24 protein-coding genes and 1 other RNA gene are annotated in these 20225 nt (G+C 35.5%); 15 read left to right on the top strand and 10 right to left on the bottom strand.

Annotation, left to right across the window (positions count from 1 at the left end; translation table 11 throughout):
* Nucleotides 1–37: 37 nt before the first annotated feature.
* Genes JOD14_RS01415 through JOD14_RS01405 form a run of 3 tightly spaced genes read right to left on the bottom strand, consistent with a single transcriptional unit; the run spans nt 38 to nt 2486 of the window.
* Nucleotides 38–1219: a hypothetical protein gene (locus tag JOD14_RS01415; protein WP_204652906.1), complete on the bottom strand. Its 1182-nt coding sequence runs from the start codon at nt 1217–1219 to the stop codon at nt 38–40.
* Nucleotides 1219–2103: an ATP-binding cassette domain-containing protein gene (locus JOD14_RS01410; protein WP_204652905.1), complete on the bottom strand. Its 885-nt coding sequence runs from the start codon at nt 2101–2103 to the stop codon at nt 1219–1221. The genes JOD14_RS01415 and JOD14_RS01410 overlap by 1 nt, the downstream gene beginning before the upstream one ends.
* Complete coding sequence (locus JOD14_RS01405) at nt 2100–2486, bottom strand: GntR family transcriptional regulator (protein WP_204652904.1); 387 nt, start codon at nt 2484–2486, stop codon at nt 2100–2102. Before JOD14_RS01405 ends, JOD14_RS01410 begins: the two co-directional genes overlap by 4 nt.
* 173 nt (nt 2487–2659) lie before the next feature.
* Here JOD14_RS01405 and JOD14_RS01400 point away from each other — a divergent pair, with 173 nt between their 5' ends.
* Nucleotides 2660–3691, top strand: coding sequence for a glycoside hydrolase family 18 protein (locus JOD14_RS01400; protein WP_204652903.1), 1032 nt, complete (start codon nt 2660–2662; stop codon nt 3689–3691).
* A gap of 50 nt (nt 3692–3741) precedes the next feature.
* On the opposite strand, the gene JOD14_RS01395 is transcribed toward JOD14_RS01400, so the two are convergent.
* Entirely contained in the window at nt 3742–4296 is a 555-nt protein-coding gene (locus JOD14_RS01395) for an NADPH-dependent FMN reductase (RefSeq protein WP_275581262.1), read from the bottom strand.
* Nucleotides 4297–4461: 165 nt separating this feature from the next.
* On the opposite strand from JOD14_RS01395, the gene rpsP reads away from it, so the two are divergent.
* The 5 genes from rpsP to JOD14_RS01370 all read left to right on the top strand — a co-directional run bounded on the left by rpsP (nt 4462) and on the right by JOD14_RS01370 (nt 7331).
* On the top strand, nt 4462–4737 hold the full coding sequence (rpsP, locus tag JOD14_RS01390; RefSeq protein WP_204652901.1) for a 30S ribosomal protein S16: 276 nt from the start codon (nt 4462–4464) through the stop codon (nt 4735–4737).
* Between the two features lie 11 nt (nt 4738–4748).
* Nucleotides 4749–4994, top strand: a complete 246-nt coding sequence (locus JOD14_RS01385; RefSeq protein WP_204652900.1) for a KH domain-containing protein — start codon at nt 4749–4751, stop codon at nt 4992–4994.
* Between the two features lie 128 nt (nt 4995–5122).
* Nucleotides 5123–5374: a hypothetical protein gene (locus JOD14_RS01380; protein ID WP_204652899.1), complete on the top strand. Its 252-nt coding sequence runs from the start codon at nt 5123–5125 to the stop codon at nt 5372–5374.
* Nucleotides 5375–5494: 120 nt separating this feature from the next.
* Nucleotides 5495–6871, top strand: coding sequence for a Y-family DNA polymerase (locus JOD14_RS01375; RefSeq protein ID WP_204652898.1), 1377 nt, complete (start codon nt 5495–5497; stop codon nt 6869–6871).
* Nucleotides 6840–7331: a hypothetical protein gene (locus JOD14_RS01370; RefSeq protein ID WP_204652897.1), complete on the top strand. Its 492-nt coding sequence runs from the start codon at nt 6840–6842 to the stop codon at nt 7329–7331. Before JOD14_RS01375 ends, JOD14_RS01370 begins: the two co-directional genes overlap by 32 nt.
* Before the next feature lie 269 nt (nt 7332–7600).
* Here JOD14_RS01370 and rplS read toward each other — a convergent pair whose 3' ends face one another.
* The 3 genes from rplS to rimM all read right to left on the bottom strand — a co-directional run bounded on the left by rplS (nt 7601) and on the right by rimM (nt 9331).
* Nucleotides 7601–7948 (bottom strand): 50S ribosomal protein L19, encoded by a 348-nt coding sequence (gene rplS, locus JOD14_RS01365; RefSeq protein WP_204652896.1) that lies wholly within the window; start codon nt 7946–7948, stop codon nt 7601–7603.
* A 128-nt stretch (nt 7949–8076) separates the two neighbouring features.
* Nucleotides 8077–8817: a tRNA (guanosine(37)-N1)-methyltransferase TrmD gene (trmD, locus tag JOD14_RS01360; RefSeq protein WP_204652895.1), complete on the bottom strand. Its 741-nt coding sequence runs from the start codon at nt 8815–8817 to the stop codon at nt 8077–8079.
* On the bottom strand, nt 8807–9331 hold the full coding sequence (rimM, locus tag JOD14_RS01355; protein WP_204652894.1) for a ribosome maturation factor RimM: 525 nt from the start codon (nt 9329–9331) through the stop codon (nt 8807–8809). The genes trmD and rimM overlap by 11 nt, the downstream gene beginning before the upstream one ends.
* Before the next feature lie 137 nt (nt 9332–9468).
* On the opposite strand from rimM, the gene JOD14_RS01350 reads away from it, so the two are divergent.
* Complete coding sequence (locus JOD14_RS01350) at nt 9469–9903, top strand: universal stress protein (RefSeq protein ID WP_204652893.1); 435 nt, start codon at nt 9469–9471, stop codon at nt 9901–9903.
* 59 nt (nt 9904–9962) lie between these two features.
* Here the strand turns inward: JOD14_RS01350 and JOD14_RS01345 are convergent, their stop codons facing one another.
* Nucleotides 9963–11240, bottom strand: a complete 1278-nt coding sequence (locus tag JOD14_RS01345) for a peptidoglycan DD-metalloendopeptidase family protein (RefSeq protein WP_204652892.1) — start codon at nt 11238–11240, stop codon at nt 9963–9965.
* A gap of 165 nt (nt 11241–11405) precedes the next feature.
* Between JOD14_RS01345 and JOD14_RS01340 the strand changes: the two genes are divergently transcribed.
* The 5 genes from JOD14_RS01340 to ssrA all read left to right on the top strand — a co-directional run bounded on the left by JOD14_RS01340 (nt 11406) and on the right by ssrA (nt 15327).
* Nucleotides 11406–11879, top strand: a complete 474-nt coding sequence (locus JOD14_RS01340; RefSeq protein ID WP_204652891.1) for a GAF domain-containing protein — start codon at nt 11406–11408, stop codon at nt 11877–11879.
* A 218-nt stretch (nt 11880–12097) separates the two neighbouring features.
* On the top strand, nt 12098–12568 hold the full coding sequence (locus JOD14_RS01335) for a FeoA family protein (protein ID WP_204652890.1): 471 nt from the start codon (nt 12098–12100) through the stop codon (nt 12566–12568).
* Nucleotides 12565–14718 carry a ferrous iron transport protein B gene (feoB, locus tag JOD14_RS01330; RefSeq protein ID WP_204652889.1) on the top strand — a complete coding sequence of 718 codons (2154 nt, stop codon included), beginning with the start codon at nt 12565–12567 and terminating at the stop codon, nt 14716–14718. Before JOD14_RS01335 ends, feoB begins: the two co-directional genes overlap by 4 nt.
* On the top strand, nt 14718–14855 hold the full coding sequence (locus JOD14_RS01325) for a FeoB-associated Cys-rich membrane protein (protein WP_204652888.1): 138 nt from the start codon (nt 14718–14720) through the stop codon (nt 14853–14855). Before feoB ends, JOD14_RS01325 begins: the two co-directional genes overlap by 1 nt.
* 107 nt (nt 14856–14962) lie before the next feature.
* Nucleotides 14963–15327, top strand: a transfer-messenger RNA (tmRNA) gene (ssrA, locus tag JOD14_RS01320).
* A 238-nt stretch (nt 15328–15565) separates the two neighbouring features.
* On the opposite strand, the gene JOD14_RS01315 is transcribed toward ssrA, so the two are convergent.
* Nucleotides 15566–16336, bottom strand: a complete 771-nt coding sequence (locus JOD14_RS01315; protein ID WP_204652887.1) for a Cof-type HAD-IIB family hydrolase — start codon at nt 16334–16336, stop codon at nt 15566–15568.
* 154 nt (nt 16337–16490) lie between these two features.
* Here JOD14_RS01315 and JOD14_RS01310 point away from each other — a divergent pair, with 154 nt between their 5' ends.
* Nucleotides 16491–17210, top strand: a complete 720-nt coding sequence (locus tag JOD14_RS01310) for a response regulator transcription factor (protein WP_204652886.1) — start codon at nt 16491–16493, stop codon at nt 17208–17210.
* Entirely contained in the window at nt 17210–18682 is a 1473-nt protein-coding gene (locus JOD14_RS01305) for a sensor histidine kinase (protein WP_204652885.1), read from the top strand. Before JOD14_RS01310 ends, JOD14_RS01305 begins: the two co-directional genes overlap by 1 nt.
* A gap of 84 nt (nt 18683–18766) precedes the next feature.
* Here JOD14_RS01305 and JOD14_RS01300 read toward each other — a convergent pair whose 3' ends face one another.
* The gene (locus JOD14_RS01300) at nt 18767–19234 is read right to left on the bottom strand and encodes a hypothetical protein (protein ID WP_204652884.1); all 468 of its coding nucleotides are present in this window, start codon (nt 19232–19234) and stop codon (nt 18767–18769) included.
* A gap of 219 nt (nt 19235–19453) precedes the next feature.
* On the opposite strand from JOD14_RS01300, the gene JOD14_RS01295 reads away from it, so the two are divergent.
* Nucleotides 19454–19732, top strand: a complete 279-nt coding sequence (locus tag JOD14_RS01295) for a hypothetical protein (protein WP_204652883.1) — start codon at nt 19454–19456, stop codon at nt 19730–19732.
* Nucleotides 19733–20225: the final 493 nt, after the last annotated feature.

Genomic DNA, 20225 nt, shown 5'->3' with positions numbered 1-20225 from the left:
CGGCTTTGTTTGTTTATTCAACCAAGGTACTTATTTTTTAAGCTATTTTTTTTTGAATATTTTGCCATTTTTTGTATATCTCTGGATAATAAATTAATCCAAAGCTCATGGACAGGCACAAGAGAATCGTTAAGGCTACTTCTTCATAAGGCAACCTTAAATTTGCTGATAATCTGTAGCCGATATCCCATAGCCCTAAATTAAACCAAATCGACGTGAGCAAAAATAGAGTAATAAATACAGGTAGTTTAAAATCAGGCACGCTAAGTAGTTGACCGGTATTCTCTAGAGAGAGATGTTTGAAAATGACGTAACTCAGGAATAAGAACAAGGCGATCGCACATCCTAGCATTAAAATAATCCACCAAGGAGAGGCTGTTTTTCCCGGCCAAATAACAAAAATACCATCGAGGTCATAAAACTTAACCTTTGGAAAATAATGGTTGATAATCCAAGCAAAATTCCTGTAAAAATCACTAACTAACAAGAATGCAAAAAAACCAAGGATAATTAAAGTAGGCGCTAAAATTAAATGGTTTAATAAAACACCTAAAAATAGACCAAGTACAAAGGCAAGTATCAGTAACAACCAATGACTAAATCCAGAATAAAGCATTTGAAAGAAACTTGCATTGACATATTCACTTGGGAATCCCCACGTATAAAATAAAATTTGTAAAAAAGAACCAAGTGCTAAAACGCCAGCAAAAGGTAAAGCAATATACCGCAATTTATCAAGAAATAACCGTTTGCGGCTCACTGGCAAAGTAAATAATAAGCGATTAAAGTTGGTCTTTTGATCAACAAAAAATAAAGCAAAGCCAGCTAAAAAAACAATTGGAAATAAAAAAACAAAATAACTAGAATTAGAAGTATATGTTTTTCCAGGGTAATAAACAGATCGACTAGGTATAGCAGCCCCAGTATAATACAAGGAAGATTCAGGATAATGCTGGAAAAGGGTCAACTGTGTATCCTGGAATTCCTTTATATTGTTATAGTAAATTGGTTGCCCTTTTTCATCATAGTCGCGAATGCGCGTGTCAAGCGACTCTTCAAACTCGTTGATAAACTCCTCTGAATGGTAATAATGATCACGCCACTGCCAATCTTTCATTGTATCAACACTACTATAACCATAGACAAAAAGAATGAGCCCAGATAAAAATAGCAATGTTTTCTGATATCGTAAGGCATAGATTTTTTTTAGATTCGTCATTATTCATCCTCCATTAGTTTTACACGACTCAAATTCGCTTCAAATAAATCTTCTAAAGTTAAAGGAAGTTCTTCAAATAAAATTGGTTCGTAATTTAAAATTTCCGTTGCTAATTCTTCTGGAAATTGTTCAAACAAAGCGGTCACTACCCGCCCCTGAATTTGAATTACTTTTGAGTGTTGCTTAACAATCTCAGGCACTTTTTTTGCTTTAAAAACAAATTGAATCTTTCGGGCTTGCTCGCGTAATGTTTCTAAACGGTAGTCTTGAACAATTGTTTGATCTTTTAAAACAAGTACGCGGTCAATAATCCCCTCTAATTCATTGAGGTTATGTGAAGCGATTAAAGCACTTCGATTGCTTTGGCTTAAATTTTCGACTAAAAGGCCAATCACTTGCTTTCGAACAATGACATCAAGACCATCAAATGGCTCATCAAGTAATAAATAAGTGGCATTTGAAGCAATTGCTAAAATCATTAAAAATAAACCTTGCATCCCTTTAGAAAGCCGTTTATAAATGAGGCGTTTGGACAATTGATGGGTTTTTAATAAATCTAAAAATAAATCTTGGTTAAATTTAGGGTAAGCTGCTCGGTAAAACTGATTAATTTTATCTAATGAGTAATTCAATAGAAAATTTTCTTTTTCATTAATATAAAAAATTTCTTGTCGTTTCTCTGGATGTTGTGCAATGTTTACGTCGTCAATGAATAATTCACCATCGTTTAACAGGTATTGTCCAGCGATTGTTTGAAAAATCGTGGTTTTACCAGAACCATTACGACCAATTAAACCGACAATTTCATTTTTATTAAGGGAAAAGGTGAGGTCTTTTAAAATACTTTTTTGGTCTATCATTTGATCAAGATGTTGGACTCTCATATTCTTTTACCTCCTAATTCAAGGTCGGCTTCTTTTAACCATTGCTTTAATTCACTTTGTGTGACTTGCAAATGCTTTGCTTCAATCACAAGTTCTTTAAATTGATCTTGTAGTTCTTCAATTCGGCGCAAATCCCTCACTCCTTTTTCAATCTGTTTTACAAAAGTACCTTTGCCTTTGACAGTCACTAAAATTTGTTCGCTTTCTAAAACTTGGTAAGCTTTACTGATTGTATTTGGATTCATCAACAGTTGCTTGGCCATTTCACGAACAGAAGGTATTTTATCACCAGGGACTAAGATTCCTTGTAGAATATCCTCCTTAATACTTAAAACGAGCTGTTCATAATAGGGGCGACTACTTGTTTTATCAATGGTAACCATAAGAACTCCTTTCAAAGAGCGTTATCAGGTGTATTAATGCACGTCATACACCTTGTGTGTATTAATATACCTAGTACACTAAAAAAATGCAAGCTTTTTTTAATATAAATAAAAAAATCCATTGTTTGAATAAGGGAAGTCGCTTATCATAAAGTGAAGAAAGAAGGGATGAAATGACTGAAATTATTGCTTATCTAGACGATAATAAAAATTGGGAAAAAGAAGATATCCCCGCGACACAACTCACGATTATTAATTACGCTTTTGCTAATATCATGGGGCTTTCAATTGTAAGGGATTTAAAAAAAATCCACTTAATTAATGAATTAAAAGCGAGTCATCCGCATCTGAAAACATGTATTAGCATTGGTGGTTGGAGTGCGGGTGGCTTTTCTGAAGGCGTTGCCACGAAAGAAAACCGCGAAATTTTAATTCAAAATTTATTAACGTACATGCAAAAATATAATTTTAATGGGATTGATTTAGACTGGGAATATCCCGGGATGGATGTAGCTGGCATTGCGGCTTCTCCAGCTGATGCGCAAAATTTTTTGTTTTTTGTGGCGGAGTTAAGAGCCGCTTTAAATCAATTAAGTCAAACAACGGAAGCGACTTACTTATTAACGGCTGCAATCGGTGCGGCAAAGGAATTACTTGATACAATGTGCCCGATTGGTGATTATCGTTATATCGATTATTTGGATTTTGTCAATGTAATGACTTATGATATGCGTGGTAGTTTTACCAAAATAGCGGGCCACCATACGAATTTATATTCTTATGAGGGAGTAGAAGGGGCATTAAGTGTTGACCAAGCGGTGAAGAATTTATTAGCCAGAGGGGTTGAACCACAAAAGATCGTCATTGGTGGTGCTTTTTATAGCCGAATTTGGTCTGGTTTTGCTAGCCAAGTAGAACAACCAATTGGGAAACAAGCACAAAGTTTTGGAAATAAGACAATGGATTGGAACGAATTGAGCGATTTACTAAAAAAACAAGCGGCATTCGTTTTTTGGGATGAACAAGCCCAAGCGCCTTATTATTTTGATGGGGAACGATTTATTTCTTATGATGATGCCCGTTCACTAGCAGCTAAAGCGAATTATGTAAAAGAAAAAGGCTTACGAGGAATGATGTACTGGGAACATTCCCTAGACTTAAGTTTAGTGCTTTTAGAGGCAATCACTGAAATTTTACAAGCATAAAAACACTTGGTTATTTTAAATGAATTAAAATAACCAAGTGTTTTTAATTATTATTTAGTGAGTCGTTCAAAGAAATCAACATATTTATCAACAATTAATTGGAAGAAATCTTTGGTACTTGTGATATATTCACCGTTGTCATCAAGTAAATTGGTCACGTTTCCGACGTAGGCTTCTGGTTGTTGAAGTGTAGGCATATTGACAAAAGCGAGTGCTTGACGTAAATGATGGTTGGCACCAAAGCCACTAATCGCTCCAATTGAAACTGAAACAACAAGCGCAGGTTTTGTATCCCAGACATTTGATCCATAAGGTCTAGAGCCGACGTCAATTGCATTTTTTAAGACAGCAGGCACCGAGCGATTATACTCTGGTGTGAAAAAGAAGAAGCCTTGACAAGTAGCAATTTTTTCCCGGAAATCTATCCATTGTTCTGGTGTTTTTCCATCGACATCCAAGTCTTCATTGTAAAAAGGCAAGTCTCCAATTTCAATCCAAACTGCTTCATAATTAGGCGGAAGCAATTTAGCAAATGTTTTAGCAGTTATTTTGTTATACGAACCTTCACGCAAGCTACCAACGATAAAGCCGATTTTAGTCATCAAAAAAACCTCCTCTTTTTAATAAGTTTATGATAACGCAAAACTTAAAAAAAAGACAAGAAAACGCTTTTAAAAAATATTTTTAAGGTGTAAAGAAAAAACTCTTTACACCTGTCTGAAAATTTGGTACACTAACTCTTGTGATTAAGACCAACGGAGGTGTAAATAATGGCAGTAAAAATTCGTTTGAAACGTATGGGTTCTAAAAGAAATCCTTTTTACCGTATTGTTGTAGCTGATTCTCGTTCTCCTCGTGATGGACGTTTTATCGAAACAGTCGGTACTTATAACCCAGTAACTAACCCAGCTGAAGTAACAATCAAAGAAGATTTAGTTTTAGATTGGTTAGCAAAAGGTGCTCAGCCTTCTGATACCGTTCGTAACATCCTTTCTAAAGAAGGCGTTATGAAAAAACATCATGAAGCAAAATTCACTAAGAAATAAGGAGCTTAGGCATGAAAGATTTAAAAGAGTTAGTCTTGACAATCGTTCGTCCGCTCGTGGCTCATCCAGATCAAGTCCAACTTGAAGTGGTTGAGTCAGAAGATTTCTTTGAATATAACTTAACGGTTGCTCCAGAAGATATTGGACGTATTATTGGGAAACAAGGTCGAGTTGCAAAAGCCATTCGCACGATTGTTTACGGTGTACGTACAGAAGGGCCTAAAAAGGTTCGTCTGAACATTCTTGATGGTAAGTAGCGATAAGACGAAGCAAATTTTTTGTTTCGTCTTTTTTTGTCGTTCGTTTTTTTCCATCTTAAGTCCGATGAGAAAATTTAAAGAATTCGCTATAATGAGTTATCATTGAAAAGGAAGGAGCTTAAAAAATGGAACTACTTATTACTTTAGTCGTTGTTATAATTGCTGTACGTATTCTTATAAAAGCAAGCTCTTTTATTTTTAAGTTACTTATTTTAGTAGCTCTAATTTTTGGCTTGTGGTATTTTCGTTTTGATTTAATTGACCAATTTGATAATTTAAATCAAAAATTTTCTTTTGATAATTGGTTCTCAACGGTTTTTAAAGTTGTTCAAAACATCTGGGACAATGTAACAAATTGGTTTTATCAAATATTTTAACTCATAAAAGGAGGCTTTTTTTTAAGCCTTCTTTTTTATTGGCTTGACAAAAAAAGCGAACAGATGGTTTAATAGATTTAATAAAGAGAACATACGTTTGCTTTTGTTTGAGGTGATAAAATGAACTTAATTTTTGATTATACGAAAGAACCGAGCCGAGATATTTTATGCCTGGATATAAAATCTTTTTATGCAAGCGTTGAATGCGTAGAAAGAAGGTTGAATCCTTTAACAGCAAAACTAGTCGTGATGAGTTATCCTAGTGAGAAACGATGTGAGCGAGGTAGTGGTTTAATTTTAGCGAGTAGTCCAGCCGCAAAAAAAGCGTATGGTATTTCAAATGTCTCTAGAGCGCGCGATTTACCATTCCCTTATCCTAAAGATCTCGTAATTGTGCCACCACAAATGCGTTTATACATGGAGAAAAATAAAATAGTCAATCAAATTTATCAAGAATTTGCCGATGAAAAAAACCATCATGTTTATAGCATCGACGAATCTTTTATTGATGTAACGAATGGTTTGAAAATGTATCATGCGGCCAATGCTTACGAATTGGCACAGAAAATTCAAAAGGAAGTTTATCAGCGGACCGGCCTTTATACAACGGTAGGTATTGGAGACAATCCATTGTTAGCTAAGTTAGCACTTGACAATGAAAGTAAACAAAAAAAAGATATGAAAGCCCAGTGGCGTTATAAAGATGTGCCACGGACTGTTTGGCAAATTCCACAATTAACAAACATGTGGGGGATTGGCAAACAAACCGCAAAAAAGTTAGAAAAAATTGGAATATATTCGGTTTACGAGTTAGCTCATTATAATTACTATGACTTAAAAGAAAAGCTTGGTGTTTTGGGTGGGCAACTCTATGCTCATGCTTGGGGAATTGATCGAACCTTTTTAGGTGATCCTTACCAACCTAAGAACAAGAGTGTGAGTCATTCGCAAATTTTGCCGCGTGATTATACTTTAAAAAAAGAAATTGAAGTAGTTATTCAAGAAATGGGGGATCAAATAGCGACACGTTTACGTGCAGAGGGGTTAAAAACGCACTGTGTGGGTCTATCAATTGGTTATTCACTTGGATTTATTGATAAAAATGGCAAACGAGGTTTTCATCAACAAAAAAAAGTACCATTAACCAATTCCTCAAAAGTAATAAGTGAGCTGTTACTACGTATTTTTAACGCCTATTATGAGCAGCAAGATGTAAGACAAATCGGTGTGCAATGTAGCGATTTAGTTTTTACCCAATCATTTCAACTGAACTTTTTTGAAGAACCGGAAAAACAACTGGGCGCCCAAAAACTTGACATTGTTGTTGATCGTATACGAGAAAAATATGGTTTTGAGGCGATTATTCATGCGCATTCTTTGTTAGCTGGCGGACGTGCACTTGAAAGAAGCCGTTTAGTAGGTGGTCATGCCGGTGGAATGGCTGGAATTGAAGGAAGTGAAAAAGATGAAGCCAAAAAAGAGTCCAAAAATATTTAGTTGTTACAACGATTACCAAGAGCGTCCATTTGGTTTAAAATGGGGGACTGCTTATGCGATGGATGAGCTTGTAAAAGGGATAAAAAGCAATCAAGCAGAAGCATTATTCCAACGAATTGAAATGACTGGTCAGATGAGTGAAGAAATTGATGCATGTTTACTCCAAGCTTTTCGTACTGGTTGTGAAGTAAGTGTTCAGCTATATCGACGTGATGCGTGGGGGCGTTTAAAAGCTCCTTGTTGTGGTGTTTTTTTGGGACAGGCAGACCAAGAAGGCTTTTTTTTAAACAACGAAAAAATCTTTTGGGAAGAAGTGTGTCAAGTCACTTTGCAGCCACAGGAAAAGTGGTTTTTAGTTGAAGGTTGTATCAAAGATTTTAACGTAAGTAAGCAGGTTGCTGCGGATACGATTGTCTATGAAAGAGATGAATTTTATCAACCGTTTTATGAAGAAGAATAGCTAGATTGCTTATCAATTTATTTTGAAGGTACTTAAATGACACTTAAGTCTGATTCACTTACTTTGCAACAGTTAGCTAAGATGTAAATGAATTATTATTGAGTTAGTCTTGTACTTACTCGGATAGAGTTTTTTTGTTGTTCCTAAAAGTTGCCCCCATTCTGCCCCCAACGATAAAAAGAGACAGTCTAAATAAAATTTAAATAGGTGAAAAAATACAAAAAAATCCCACGATATCATTGATACCATGGGCTTTCGGTCGAACTTGATTAACGACGGATTTCTTTGATACGAGCTTTTTTGCCGTGTAATGCACGTAAGTAGTACAATTTCGCACGACGAACTTTACCGTAACGAACAACTTCAATTTGAGCAACACGAGGAGTGTGTAATGGGAAAGTACGTTCCACACCAACACCGTTAGAAATTTTACGAACAGTGAAAGTTTCGCTAATACCTGCTCCGCGGCGTTTGATTACAACACCTTCGAAAAGCTGGATACGTTCGCGTGTACCTTCGACAACTTTTGCATGAACACGTACTGTATCACCAGGACGAAATGCAGGAATGTCTGAGCGTAATTGTTCTTGTGTTAAATCTTGAATTAATGGATTCATTTTTTCTTCTCCTTATTTCCAAACATTCTTAAGGGAATACCCTCAGCGGAATATCGTAATAGATGAGTTTTTCACTCACTGATGTATCATATCATAAATCAAGTCATCCTGTAAAGAAGAATTTCTTGTCAGTTGTTGATTTCTTGCTTAATTTCGATTAACATTTTTTGCATTTGCTCTGTTAATTGTAAATTTGCTAACATATCTGGTCGACGCAAGTAGGTTCGACGCAAAGACTCTTTTAATTGCCATTCTTCAATGAGTTTATGATTACCACTTGTTAAGACGCTTGGCACAGCCATATCATTAAATATAGCTGGACGAGTATATTGTGGATGTTCTAAAAGTCCGGTCGAGTGGGAGTCCGTTTGTGCGGAGACTTTGTTTCCTAACACATCTGGTAATAAACGTACGGTAGCATCAATCATAACCATTGCACCTAATTCGCCACCAGTTAATACGTAGTCACCTAAAGAAACTTCGTCAGTTACAAGCGAGCGGATCCGTTCATCATAGCCTTCATAATGGCCACAAATGAAAATCAAATGTTCTTCTTGCGAAAATTCTTCGGCCATCGCTTGGTTAAAGGGTTTGCCAGCTGGATCTAATAGAATAATTCGTTTTTTTGTCTGTGGCGTAGCTTGTTTGATTGTTTCCAAGTTCTCATAGACCGGTTGAACTTTTAATAACATGCCCGCGCCACCACCATATGGATAGTCGTCGACTGTCTGATGTTTGTTATCGGAAAAATCACGAAAGTTTGAGACATTTAGCTCTAATAGGTTTTTAGCTCGAGCTTTACCAATAATGGATTCCCCCATTGGACCTTCAAACATTCGTGGAAATAAAGTTAATACATCAATCCGCATCGTCTAACAACCCTTCTGGAATTTCAACATGAATTTCTTCGTTTTCTAAATCAATTTTCTTTACAACGGATTCGATATAAGGAATTAAAGCGTCTTTTTGTCCTTTTCTTTGAACGACCCAGACATCATTTGCTCCAGGTGAAAGAATTTCTTTAACTACGCCAAGCTTTTGGCCGTTTTCATCAATAACTGGAAGTCCAATAATTTCATAATAATAAAATTCATTTTCCTCTAAATCGGTTAAATCTTCTTCAGCGACTTTTAAAATCCCGTTGCGAAAGACTTCTACATCATTAATATTGGGATAGCCTTCAAAAGTTAATAAATCGAAATTTTTATGTTTGCGGTGATTTGTAATGACCAATACTAAAGGTTGTTTTCCATCGCGAAAAAGGGTTAATTTAGCGCCTTTTTTATAGCGTTCTTCTGGAAAGTCGGTTTGTGAGATGACGCGGACTTCTCCACGAATACCATGCGTATTGACAATCTTACCTACATTTAAATATTCTGTCACAGTTTTCCCTCATTTCTTTTAACATCTTGTCTATTTTAGCATGCTTACTTTCAGAATACTAGTTTTGTAAAACAGGTAAATATTTCAATAATAGAAGTAAGCGTGTTATAATATAAGAAAAAGGAGGCGCTTACAATATGTTGACAGAATACAAAAATATTTTAGTAGCATTGGATGGTTCAGCACAATCGGAAAAAGCATTTAAAGAAGCGATTGAAATTGCAAAAAGGAATACAGCCACACTCTATTTAACTTGGGTTATTAATGACATTGAATTGACAACGAGTGCGTATTCTTTTTCAAAGTTGCTAAGTGAGGAACGTGCATTTGTCGAAGATTTTATGATTAAGAAAATTCAAGAAGTGAAAGAGGCAGGAATTGAATCGGTTGAAACGGTGATAGAAATTGGTTCGCCAAAACGTAAAATTGCCGTTGATATTCCAGAAGAACACAAAATTGATTTAATTGTGATGGGGTCAACAGGTAAAGGTGCTATCACACAAGCTTTGGTTGGCTCAACGACTGCTTATGTAGTGAATCACGCGTTGTGTAATGTAATGGTTGTTAAATAAAACAAGTAAAAAAGGATTTCGACTTATTTTCTTTTGTCGAAATCCTTTTTTATTTTCGATTAAATTCCTAAAAGGGGGGCCGGATCAACGAAATTACTCCAAAGGCTTGTCGAAACGCCAAAGTGTAAATGAACGCCTGTTGAATTTCCAGTTGTCCCCATGCCACCAACGACTGTTCCTTGGCTGACACTTTGGCCAACAGAAACACTAAAACTACTTAAGTGTAAATAATAAGAGTAGTAGCCGTCGCCATGATCAATAATGACGTGGTTCCCTGCGCTTGAATGATAACTTACTTCAACAACGGTTCCAGCGCGAGAAGCATAGATTGGTGTACCAGAAGAGCCGACTAAATCAATGCCATCATGTAAATCAGCTGCTCCAGTTCCCCAAGGATTACTTCTCCAACCAAAAGTACTGGAAACAAAAATGTTACTTACGGGCAAACCCCAACCGCTTGAAGTACTAGGCGAAGTAGGACTGGCTGGCTCTGAGTGATTGATGGTAATATTTGAAGAATCTTCCTTGTTTTGAGTTTGAATGGTTACTTGGTTATTGGCTTGTTGTGCCGCTTCTTTTGCTTGTTGTTCAGCTTGTGCTTGACGTGCCGCTTCTTCTTTTGCCTTTTGTTCAGCGATTGCTTTTAACTCCGCTTCACGTTTTTTTTCTGCTTCTATTTTTTGCGCTTCGTAAAGTTCTTTTTGTTCTTTCTCAGTTGCAATCATGCTTTCTAACTCATTAATTGCGACTTCTTGGTCTAAACGAGCAGCAACTAGCGCTTCTTGTTTTTCTTTTAGAAGTTGACTTTTTTCTTCAATTAATTTGATTCTTTTTTCGCTTTCAATGACTAATTCTTCTAATTTATCTTGATCGCTTTTTTGTTTTTCAATAATTTCGTTGTTGGCATGTACAATGGTAGTAACGGCAATTGCACGACCAAATGCTTCACTAATGGAATCTGAACCTAAAACAATTTCTAATAAATTGCTAGAAGTTTGGTTTAATTGCACGTCACGGGCTTGTTCTGATAATTGATTATTTCTTTTTTCGATGGCGATTTTTAAATCAGCAATCTCTAAATTTGTCTTGTTTAGTTTTTCTTCTTCCGTTGTCTTTTCAGCGAAGACTTGTTTGACATCGGCTTCGATTTCGCCAATTTGTTGTTCTAAGGTATTCAACGTGGCTTGAGCGACTTTTTGGTCATTTTCTAAAGTCGAGATTTTTTCCGTCTGTTGTTGAATTTTATCATCAAATTCATCTGCAAATGTTACGGCATTTGAGCTAAGGAGTAACGTTGCAGTGAGCGTTAAAATGGCAATTTTTTTTAATTTAAGCATAAGGACCTCACTAATTATTTTTTATCACGATTTTAATTATACACAAAATTTGAATTTTTATGCTCTTTTCATTGAAAAAGTAAGAATAAATTGATAGATTTAATCTAATTGAAATATTAATGATTTATTTGAGATAAAAATACAAAAAAAGAGGTAGGAAAAGCGATGTGGAAAAACATTGAAGAAAAAAGACAAACGTATGAACTGCTTTTATTACAACAAAAAGGATTAATTGAAGCCGAAAATCACTGGCTTGCAACTTTAAGTAATTCTGCCGCTCTTTTAAATGAAACTTTAAAAGCGACGGTTTTTGCGGGCTATTATTTATTTGAAGAAGGAGAATTAATTTTAGGTCCTTTTCAAGGGAGAGTTTCGTGTACACGAATTAAAATGGGAAAAGGAGTCTGTGGTGAGTCGGCCGAAAAACAACAAACATTGATTGTTGAAAACGTCAAAATGCATGCTAATTATATTTCTTGTGATTCTGCGGCGATGTCTGAAATTGTTATACCAATGGTCAAAAATGGCCGCTTACTAGGTGTTTTAGACATTGATAGTAGTCAAATTGGTTGTTATGATGTTCTTGATCAAGAGTACCTAGAACGATATGTAGAGTTATTATTAACCGTTTTTGATTAAAAAGCAAAAGAACTTGTAGCAAAAGTGCTAAGTTCTTTTGCTTTTTTATGTGAAAAGGTAATCGATATAGTGGTAAAACCCTTTTTTAAAAAATTAAAGATGATAAAAATGGTGTTTATAATAAAGATAAGTTTCACAAACTTAGTTGACATTTTATGAGGAAAGCAGTATCTTTAATTGAGAATAATTCTCAATAATGATTTAAAAAGGAGACTTTTATGCAAACATTAGCCCAAGTACCATTACAAGTAAAGTATCAAATTGATTCTATTATCGCTGAGGATGGCATTCGACGCCATTTAAATCACTTGGGCATCGTCTCTGGTAGTCAAGTTGTTTTACTTAGTTTAGCAGGTGGAAATGGGATTATTCTTTTGCGTAATAGTCGTCTAGCTTTGAGTCAGACGATTTTAAATCAGATTATCGTAACAAAAGTAACAAATACAGGGAGTTGGACTTCTTTAGATGAATTACAGCTAACAGAAAGTGCACGAGTCGTAAATGTTCATGGACAAGGAGCAGTAAAACGCCGTTTGATGGATATGGGGTTAACAAAAGATGTCGTTGTTACGGTTTCAAATATTGCTCCTTTAGGCGATCCAATTGAAATTCGTCTACGTGGGTATAAACTAACTTTACGTAAAGAAGAAGCTGCACTTGTTTTGGTAGAAAGGGATGAAAAAGGATGAAAGAATATTGCTTTGCTTTAATTGGTAACCCGAATAGTGGGAAAACGAGTGCTTATAATCAGTTAACCGGTTCGATGCAACAAGTTGGCAATTGGCCTGGAGTAACGGTCGAACGTAAGTCAGGTCGTGTTAAAAAGAACACACAATTATTGATTCAAGATTTACCAGGTATTTATTCTTTATCACCTTACACACCAGAAGAAATAGTAACACGAAATTACTTAATAAAAGATCATCCGGATGCCATTTTGAATATTGTTGATGTTACAAATTTAGAACGTAATCTATATTTAACCACTCAATTGATGGAAATGGGGATTCCGTTAGTTGTTGGTCTGAATATGATGGATATTTTAAAGAAAACAGGGAAAAAAATTAATTTAGAAAAACTTTCTTACGGTTTAGGTGCGCCGATTGTTGCGATGAGCGCGTTAAAAGGTCAAGGCTTAGATGATTTAGTACAACAAGGGAAAGTGGTTACCGAGACTTTCCCGCTGCAAATAAATTATCCAACTTATGATGATAAATTAGAAGTTGCTTTAGCTGAAATTATAATGGTTTTAGGCAATAGTGTTTTAAAGACCCAGGCACGTTGGTTTGCAATAAAACTTTTTGAGCGCGATGAAGCGATTAACCAAGAGCTAGACTTAAGTACTTTTCAAAAAAAAGAAATTGAAGAAATTATTCAATTAACTGAAAAAGTATTTCAAGACCAAAGCGATGCCATCATAATTAATGAGCGGTATCAATTTATTACCCGTTTAGTTGCTTTGTGTACGGTAAATCAAGGCGAAGTTTCACTCAGTATTAGCGATAAAATTGATCAAATTGTGACGCATCGCTGGTTGGCGTTACCAATATTTACTTTTATCATGTGGTTAGTTTATTATTTTTCAATTCAAACGATTGGAACAATTGGCACAGACTGGGTCAATGATCAGCTGTTTGGTCAATATGTCCCAGAATTTGTCGCCGGTTGGTTAGAAACTTGGCAAGTTCAACCATGGTTACAATCATTAATTTTAGATGGGATTCTTGCGGGTGTTGGGGCAGTTTTAGGATTTCTACCACAAATTATGGTTTTATTCTTTTGTTTAGCTTTATTAGAAGACTGTGGTTATATGGCTCGAATTGCTTTTGTGATGGATCGACTTTTTCGTAAATTTGGTTTGTCAGGTAAATCTTTTATTCCCATGTTAATTGCAACGGGGTGTGGTGTCCCCGGAGTAATGGCTAGCCGTACAATTGAAAATGAACAAGATCGGCGTTTGACGGTTATGGTGACAACCTTTATGCCATGTTCAGCAAAGTTACCAGTGATTGCTTTAATTGCCGGGGATTTTTTCCCTGGTCGTTCCTGGGTTGCGCCATCTGCTTATTTTATGGGGATGCTAGCCATTATTTTATCCGGTATCGCGTTAAAGAAAACCAAATTATTTTCAAGTGACCCGGCCCCTTTTATTATGGAATTGCCAACTTATCATTGGCCAAGATTCGAAAATATTTGGCGCCAAACGTTTGATCGTGGTTTTTCGTTTGTAAAAAAAGCCGGTACGTTGATTTTTGTTTCAAGTATTTTTATTTGGTTTACTTCAAATTACAATTTCACCTTTAAACAAGTTGCAAGTGAAGAAAGTATTTTGGCGAATTTAGGTCGCTTATTTGCCCCGATTTTTACGCCTCTAGGGTGGGGAAATTGGCAAGCAGTAGTCGCTACGACAACAGGGCTAATTGCGAAAGAAAATATTATTGGAACGATGGGCATTTTGTACGGGAACTTAAATGAAGTATCTGAAACTGGAAAAGAAATTTGGCCACAATTACAACAAAGCTTTACCTCTGTGGCTGCGTATTCTTTTTTAGCTTTTAATTTACTTTGCGCCCCGTGTTTTGCAGCAGTTGGTGCGATTCACCGCGAAATGGCTAGCTTGAAGTGGACACTTTTAGCGGTAGGGTATCAGTGTGCATTAGCTTATGTTGTGAGTTTTATTTTATATCAACTAGGTAGTGTTCTTTTTGAAGGACAGTCTGCGACATCGGCAACTTTATTAGCAGTATTAACGACTATATGGTTAGGTTATCGCATTGTCAAACCAATAAAATCTATGAAAAAAAGATACCCACTCACTCGATTGGAAGGTGAAAATTAATGGCAACTTATATTTTAGCTGTTTTAATTTTTGGGAGTGCAGGCCGAATCATTTATCGCAAAATCAGTGGTAAGAGCAGTGATTGTGGTGCGTGTAATGTTTCTTGTCCAGCAAAAAAAGAGCAAAAGAATGAGTAGAAGTCGTTTATATGAACAAAAATTGACCTAATTTGACCTAAATCCTTTTCAGTAAGGGGAAATTATGCTATACTCTTCTTTGGTAGCAATACCCCCTTTTTGATTAAGGGGGCGTTACGGATTCGACAGGCATAGTTTGAGCCTGAATCGCGCTTCGTAGGTTACGTCTACGTTAAAACGTTACAGTTAAATATAACTGCTAAAAACAATAACTCTTACGCTTTAGCTGCCTAAAAACAGTTAACGTAGATCCTCCTGTCATCGCCCATGTGCCAGATCAGGGTCTTACTCTAAGTGGGATACGATAAGTCTTTTCCGTCTGGAAAGCTTATAAGAGATCATCAGACTAGCGAAGCGATGAGCCTGTCATTCGGCGCCTTGCCTAGCGAAATTCTAAAAGAACTGACTATGAGCGTAGACTTTTAGGTAGCGATATGTTTGGACGCGGGTTCGACTCCCGCCGCCTCCATTTGAGGTTTTTATGGTATAGACTAAAACGTACAAAGGTTGATTTAACAACCTTTGTACGTTTTTTCTTTTCTTTGATTTTCCTGTTTTTGAAGAAACTCTACATCAAATTGGAAAAAACTCTACATCAAAAATGAAAAAATTAGTTTGGCTTGGGAAATAAAAAACTGTAGGAACAAAAGAGCTCTAGTTCCTACAGTTTTTGGTTAATTCTAATTTAGACACTTGTTTTTAGAAAAAATTTAAATCAAATCAAAAGTCTTTAAAGCGTGAACGATACCATCTTCTTGATTTGTTAAAGTAATAAAGTCCGCCATTTCTTTTAATTCCTTTTTTGCATTCCCCATCGCAATTTTATAATCACACGCCTCTAGTAAGGCGAGGTCATTCAACCCATCCCCAAAACCGTAAGTTGGGACATTTTCAAGCTGTAAAATTTCTATTAATTTGCGAACGGCTTGTCCTTTTGATACATTTTTTTTCACAATATCAATTGAGTAGGGGCCATTACGATAAAAAGTGAGTTCAGGAAAGGCTTCATGATAAGTTTCATCTTTGTCTTGGCCTAACACTAACAACATATTCACTTCGCGCTTAAGGTACGCGTTTGGGTTTATTTCAGGTAATTGACTATGAATATATTGATACGCATTCACTAAATCGTCATTATGTTGGGTTGCCCAGTAATTACTATGATTGTAAAAAGCTAAAGGTTGTTGGTTTTCTTTTGTAAGTTGTAGCATCTTTTCTATCGTCGTTTTATCGATAATCTCTCGATGGATAATATCGCCATTTACTCGGATGAACGAACCATTCATCACGATATTTGAAGTGATTTTCGTATCATTAAGTATCTGAGGAATTTCTGCTTCTGTTCGTCCAGTCGCAATGACGGGCAAGATTTGATTGTCACGTAATCGATCCATTCCATTGGCTACGGCTGAACTAACTTGAGAGTTCTCATTTAAGAGGGTGCCGTCTAAATCAAAAAAAGCAATACCGCGATAATTCATTTTATTAACCATCCTTTTCTAAATGTACGTTTATCTTATCAAAATATGAATAAAAAGCAAAACTTTCGCTAATAATTGGGGAAGTTATTGGTAGAAATATAAAAGTCTAGTATACTAAAAGAAAGAAGCAGATTATATAACTAGAGGTGACGAGATGAATATTTTAATGATTGAAGACAATGAATCAGTTGCAGAAATGATGCAGATGTTTTTCTTAAATGAAGGCTGGGAAGCGACGTTCAAATACGATGGCAAAGAAGGCCTAGATGCCTTTTTAGCGACGCCAAATGAATGGGATATGATTACGCTTGATTTGAATTTACCAAGTATGGATGGGATGATGGTTGCTCGAGAGATTCGAAAAGTTTCCCAAAGTGTTCCAATTATTATGTTAACGGCTCGAGACTCTGAAAGTGATCAAGTAATTGGTTTAGAAATGGGAGCAGATGATTATGTTACTAAGCCATTTAGTCCGCTAACTTTAATCGCTCGTATTAAAGCTCTTCATCGTCGGAGTGAGATTGCTGAAACACTAACAACCGACCGTCAAGAAGAAACACAAGCATTTGACATCGAAACAGCCCATTTTAAATTAAACACGAAAACACGTGAAGCTTACTTAAATCAAAAGTTAATTGAAGGTTTAACGCCAAAAGAATTTGATTTACTTTATACACTAGCCAAAAAACCGCGTCAAGTTTTTTCACGTGAACAGTTACTTCAACTTGTTTGGGATTATCAATATTTTGGTGACGAACGAACGGTTGATGCACACATTAAAAAGTTGCGCCAAAAAATTGAAAAGGTAGGACCACAAGTCATTCAAACCGTTTGGGGTGTCGGTTATAAGTTTGACGATTCAGGTATTGCCTAATGCGGTATTTATATCAACAATTAATGGCGTTTTGGCTAGTTATTTTAGTAACGCTTTTAACTTCGGGTTTTGCATTTATTCAATTGACGAAACAATCAATGGAAACAAATAATTATCGTCAATTATTTGGTTATGCAGAAGCGGTGACGGAGGTTTCAAAAGTTATTAGCGATAGTTTTAGCTTACAGGATTGGAATAATGTCATAAAGCGTTCTTTAGCTATTTCAGAAGTTACCTTGAATCAACAAGGGGTCAATTTTGTGTTTGTAAATAATGAGGGGCTTGTTACGTATCCAGAAAATAACAATCAACCCATTAAATTTCAATTGCCAAACGAGACTTGGGAGCAACTAAAAGCGGGGGAACAGCAACAATTTACGGCTGATCGTGATATTTTCGGCAATAAAGAGTTAACAGCTTACGTAATGGTGCCGTTTAATTTAAATAACCAGTTTTTTGGTGCCTTAGTTGTCACGCAAATCGCCCATAATATTCAAGATACGGTGAACGAATTTACGATGAACTTGTTTAAAGGTTTTGCGATTTCAGGTTTTTTAGCCGTTGTTATAAGTTATGGTTTTGCAGCTTTTCAAGTCTTACGTATTAATCGGATGAAAAATGCCGCAAATGAAGTGGCAAACGGAAATTTTGATATTGTCTTACCAGTTAATCATCGCGATGAATTTGATGAATTGGCAGAAGACTTTAATAAAATGACGCAATCCTTGAAAGAATCGCATGAAGAAATTGATCGTCAAGAAGAACGACGGCGCCAATTTATGGCCGATGCCTCTCATGAAATGCGTACCCCATTAACGACCATTAACGGACTATTAGAAGGTTTGCAACACAATATGATTCCTGAAGCGCAAAAAGAAAATGCGGTTCGTTTAATGAAAAATGAAACAGAGCGCTTGATTCGTTTAGTCAGCGAAAATTTAGATTATGAAAAAATTCGAACAAATCAAATTTCAATTGTCATTAAGAAGTTTGATGCAACAGAGACCGTGCGCCAACTATTTATTCAATTAGCTAAAAAGGCTGCGGCGGCTAATAATCAATTAATTTTAGAAACAAATGAAGAAATTGATGTCTTCGCAGATTATGATCGTTTCGTTCAAATTATGGTAAATATATTGCAAAACGCCATTCAATTTACAAATAATGGCGAAATTCGAGTAAGCCTTGAAAAAGGTTATCTTGAAACAATCATTACTATTTCTGATACAGGGATTGGGATGTCAGAAGATGAAGTGAAAAATATTTGGGATCGTTATTATAAAGCGGATCCTTCTCGAAAAAATCGGAAGTTTGGCGAATCAGGTTTAGGATTGCCTATCGTCCAACAACTCGTCCGATTACATAAAGGCCGAATTGAAGTGAGCAGTCAACCGAATGTCGGCACGACTTTTAAAATTTATTTTCCAGACACGGAGATTTTAGAAGACAGCAAAGAACAAACGCCTCAGTAAAATAAAAAAACCGGGTAATATAAGAAGATTGGTTGAGACTCAAGTAATTGAGTCAGTCTTTTCTTTATATCACCCGGTATTTTTTTAGTAATGAAGTTTAAGTTGCAGTAAATGAATATCTTCAGACAAAATATAAATCGTCAATTGGCATTTTTGTGCAAGTTTCACACAAATAGTTAGGAGTTGTTGCTTTTCAAAAATGGCTAGAGAATCGATTGAATCAGAGAATAAAATAACGTTTTTTTTGCTTAACAGTTTTTGAAGGAGTTGACACTTAATTTCTTCTAAAGGTGTCAAGGTGTCTTTTTTTTGAGCCAATAAAGTGGGAGTAAATTCGAGTAGACGTAGTAAATCGTCAATCGGTAAATCGCATTTATTTTTATTTTGAATAAATAAATTTTCTTGAATGGTCAAAAAAGGCAAGTATCGCCACTTTGGCTGAATGGCTTGATTGAGATCTAGCTCCTGCTTTTGTTGGAGTTGTAAGAATTCATTTTTATTCAAGATAAAAACACCAGATTCTAAAGTTTGAGACGATTTTTGTTTTTCCAATTGAAATTCCTCCCTAGAATATTGAAAGAAGTAATGATGGTGTGAAGTAAAATGAACAATTTTATTAACCATAAAAAGGTAGAAAAATAAGCTTTGAATAAAACTTGTTCACCTTGATTCGAAAGAGCAAAAAATAAGTGTTCAATCATTTGATTTGAGCTAGCAAAATGTAAATTTAATTGGTTGGCGCCTTCTGTCTGGAATAAGAGGTTGAACTCATTGTTTAAAGTAGGATTTTGGTTGATAACGATTTGGCAGAGTCGCATAATCCCTGATTTAAAAAATGGTGAAAATACAACCAATAAAAATAAAAATGAAAGAGCGGCGAGGATCAGTAAAAAAGTACTTTCCAGTAATTGTATCGCAACGAGTCGCCAAGGTTGCCCGCCATTGTTCAACCAAATTAGATATTCTTTTTTACGCGTCCATTCTTTACTTGCTATTAATAGAAAAAGTGAAAAAAAGAGCAATAAGGGGGCTTTTTGCGTGAAGTTTTGATAACCTTGCGCAAAAAGATTTACTAATTTTGTGAAAAATGGTTGGCTTTGTAACTGCTCTTCCATGAAATCAAGCGAGAAATAAACGGCTTGAATAAAAAAGAAAAATGTGAAAATTAAGATTAAACTAAGGATAAAAAAGAAATGATATCTTTTATGGTATTTAAAACTAGCCCACGCTATTCGCAAAGTTGTCAATAAAATCACCTTCTTGTTAAATACTATAAAACAAGAATTTGAAGTTAGTATGAATATCTTGTTGAAAAAAATCCAATTAACAAAAAAACTCTTCGAAAAAATGGGTCTATAATATTTGGTGTTGTTACTAAGAAATTGGTAAGAACACCCTTTTTCTTTCTATAACAAAAAAGCATCTGTTTCCCTTATAATTAAGGTAAGCGTCGAATAACATAGTACCTAAAAATCCCTTAACCAAACTGATATACTACAGTTAGGTTAAGGGATTCTGATTATTTCTTACATATTTTTTGAAC

This window comes from Enterococcus lemanii (genome assembly GCF_016909125.1).
Lineage (GTDB): Bacteria > Bacillota > Bacilli > Lactobacillales > Enterococcaceae > Enterococcus_I > Enterococcus_I lemanii.
The sequence above is the reverse complement of the archived record's forward strand: the minus strand, read 5'-3'. Positions and strand labels throughout refer to the sequence as shown.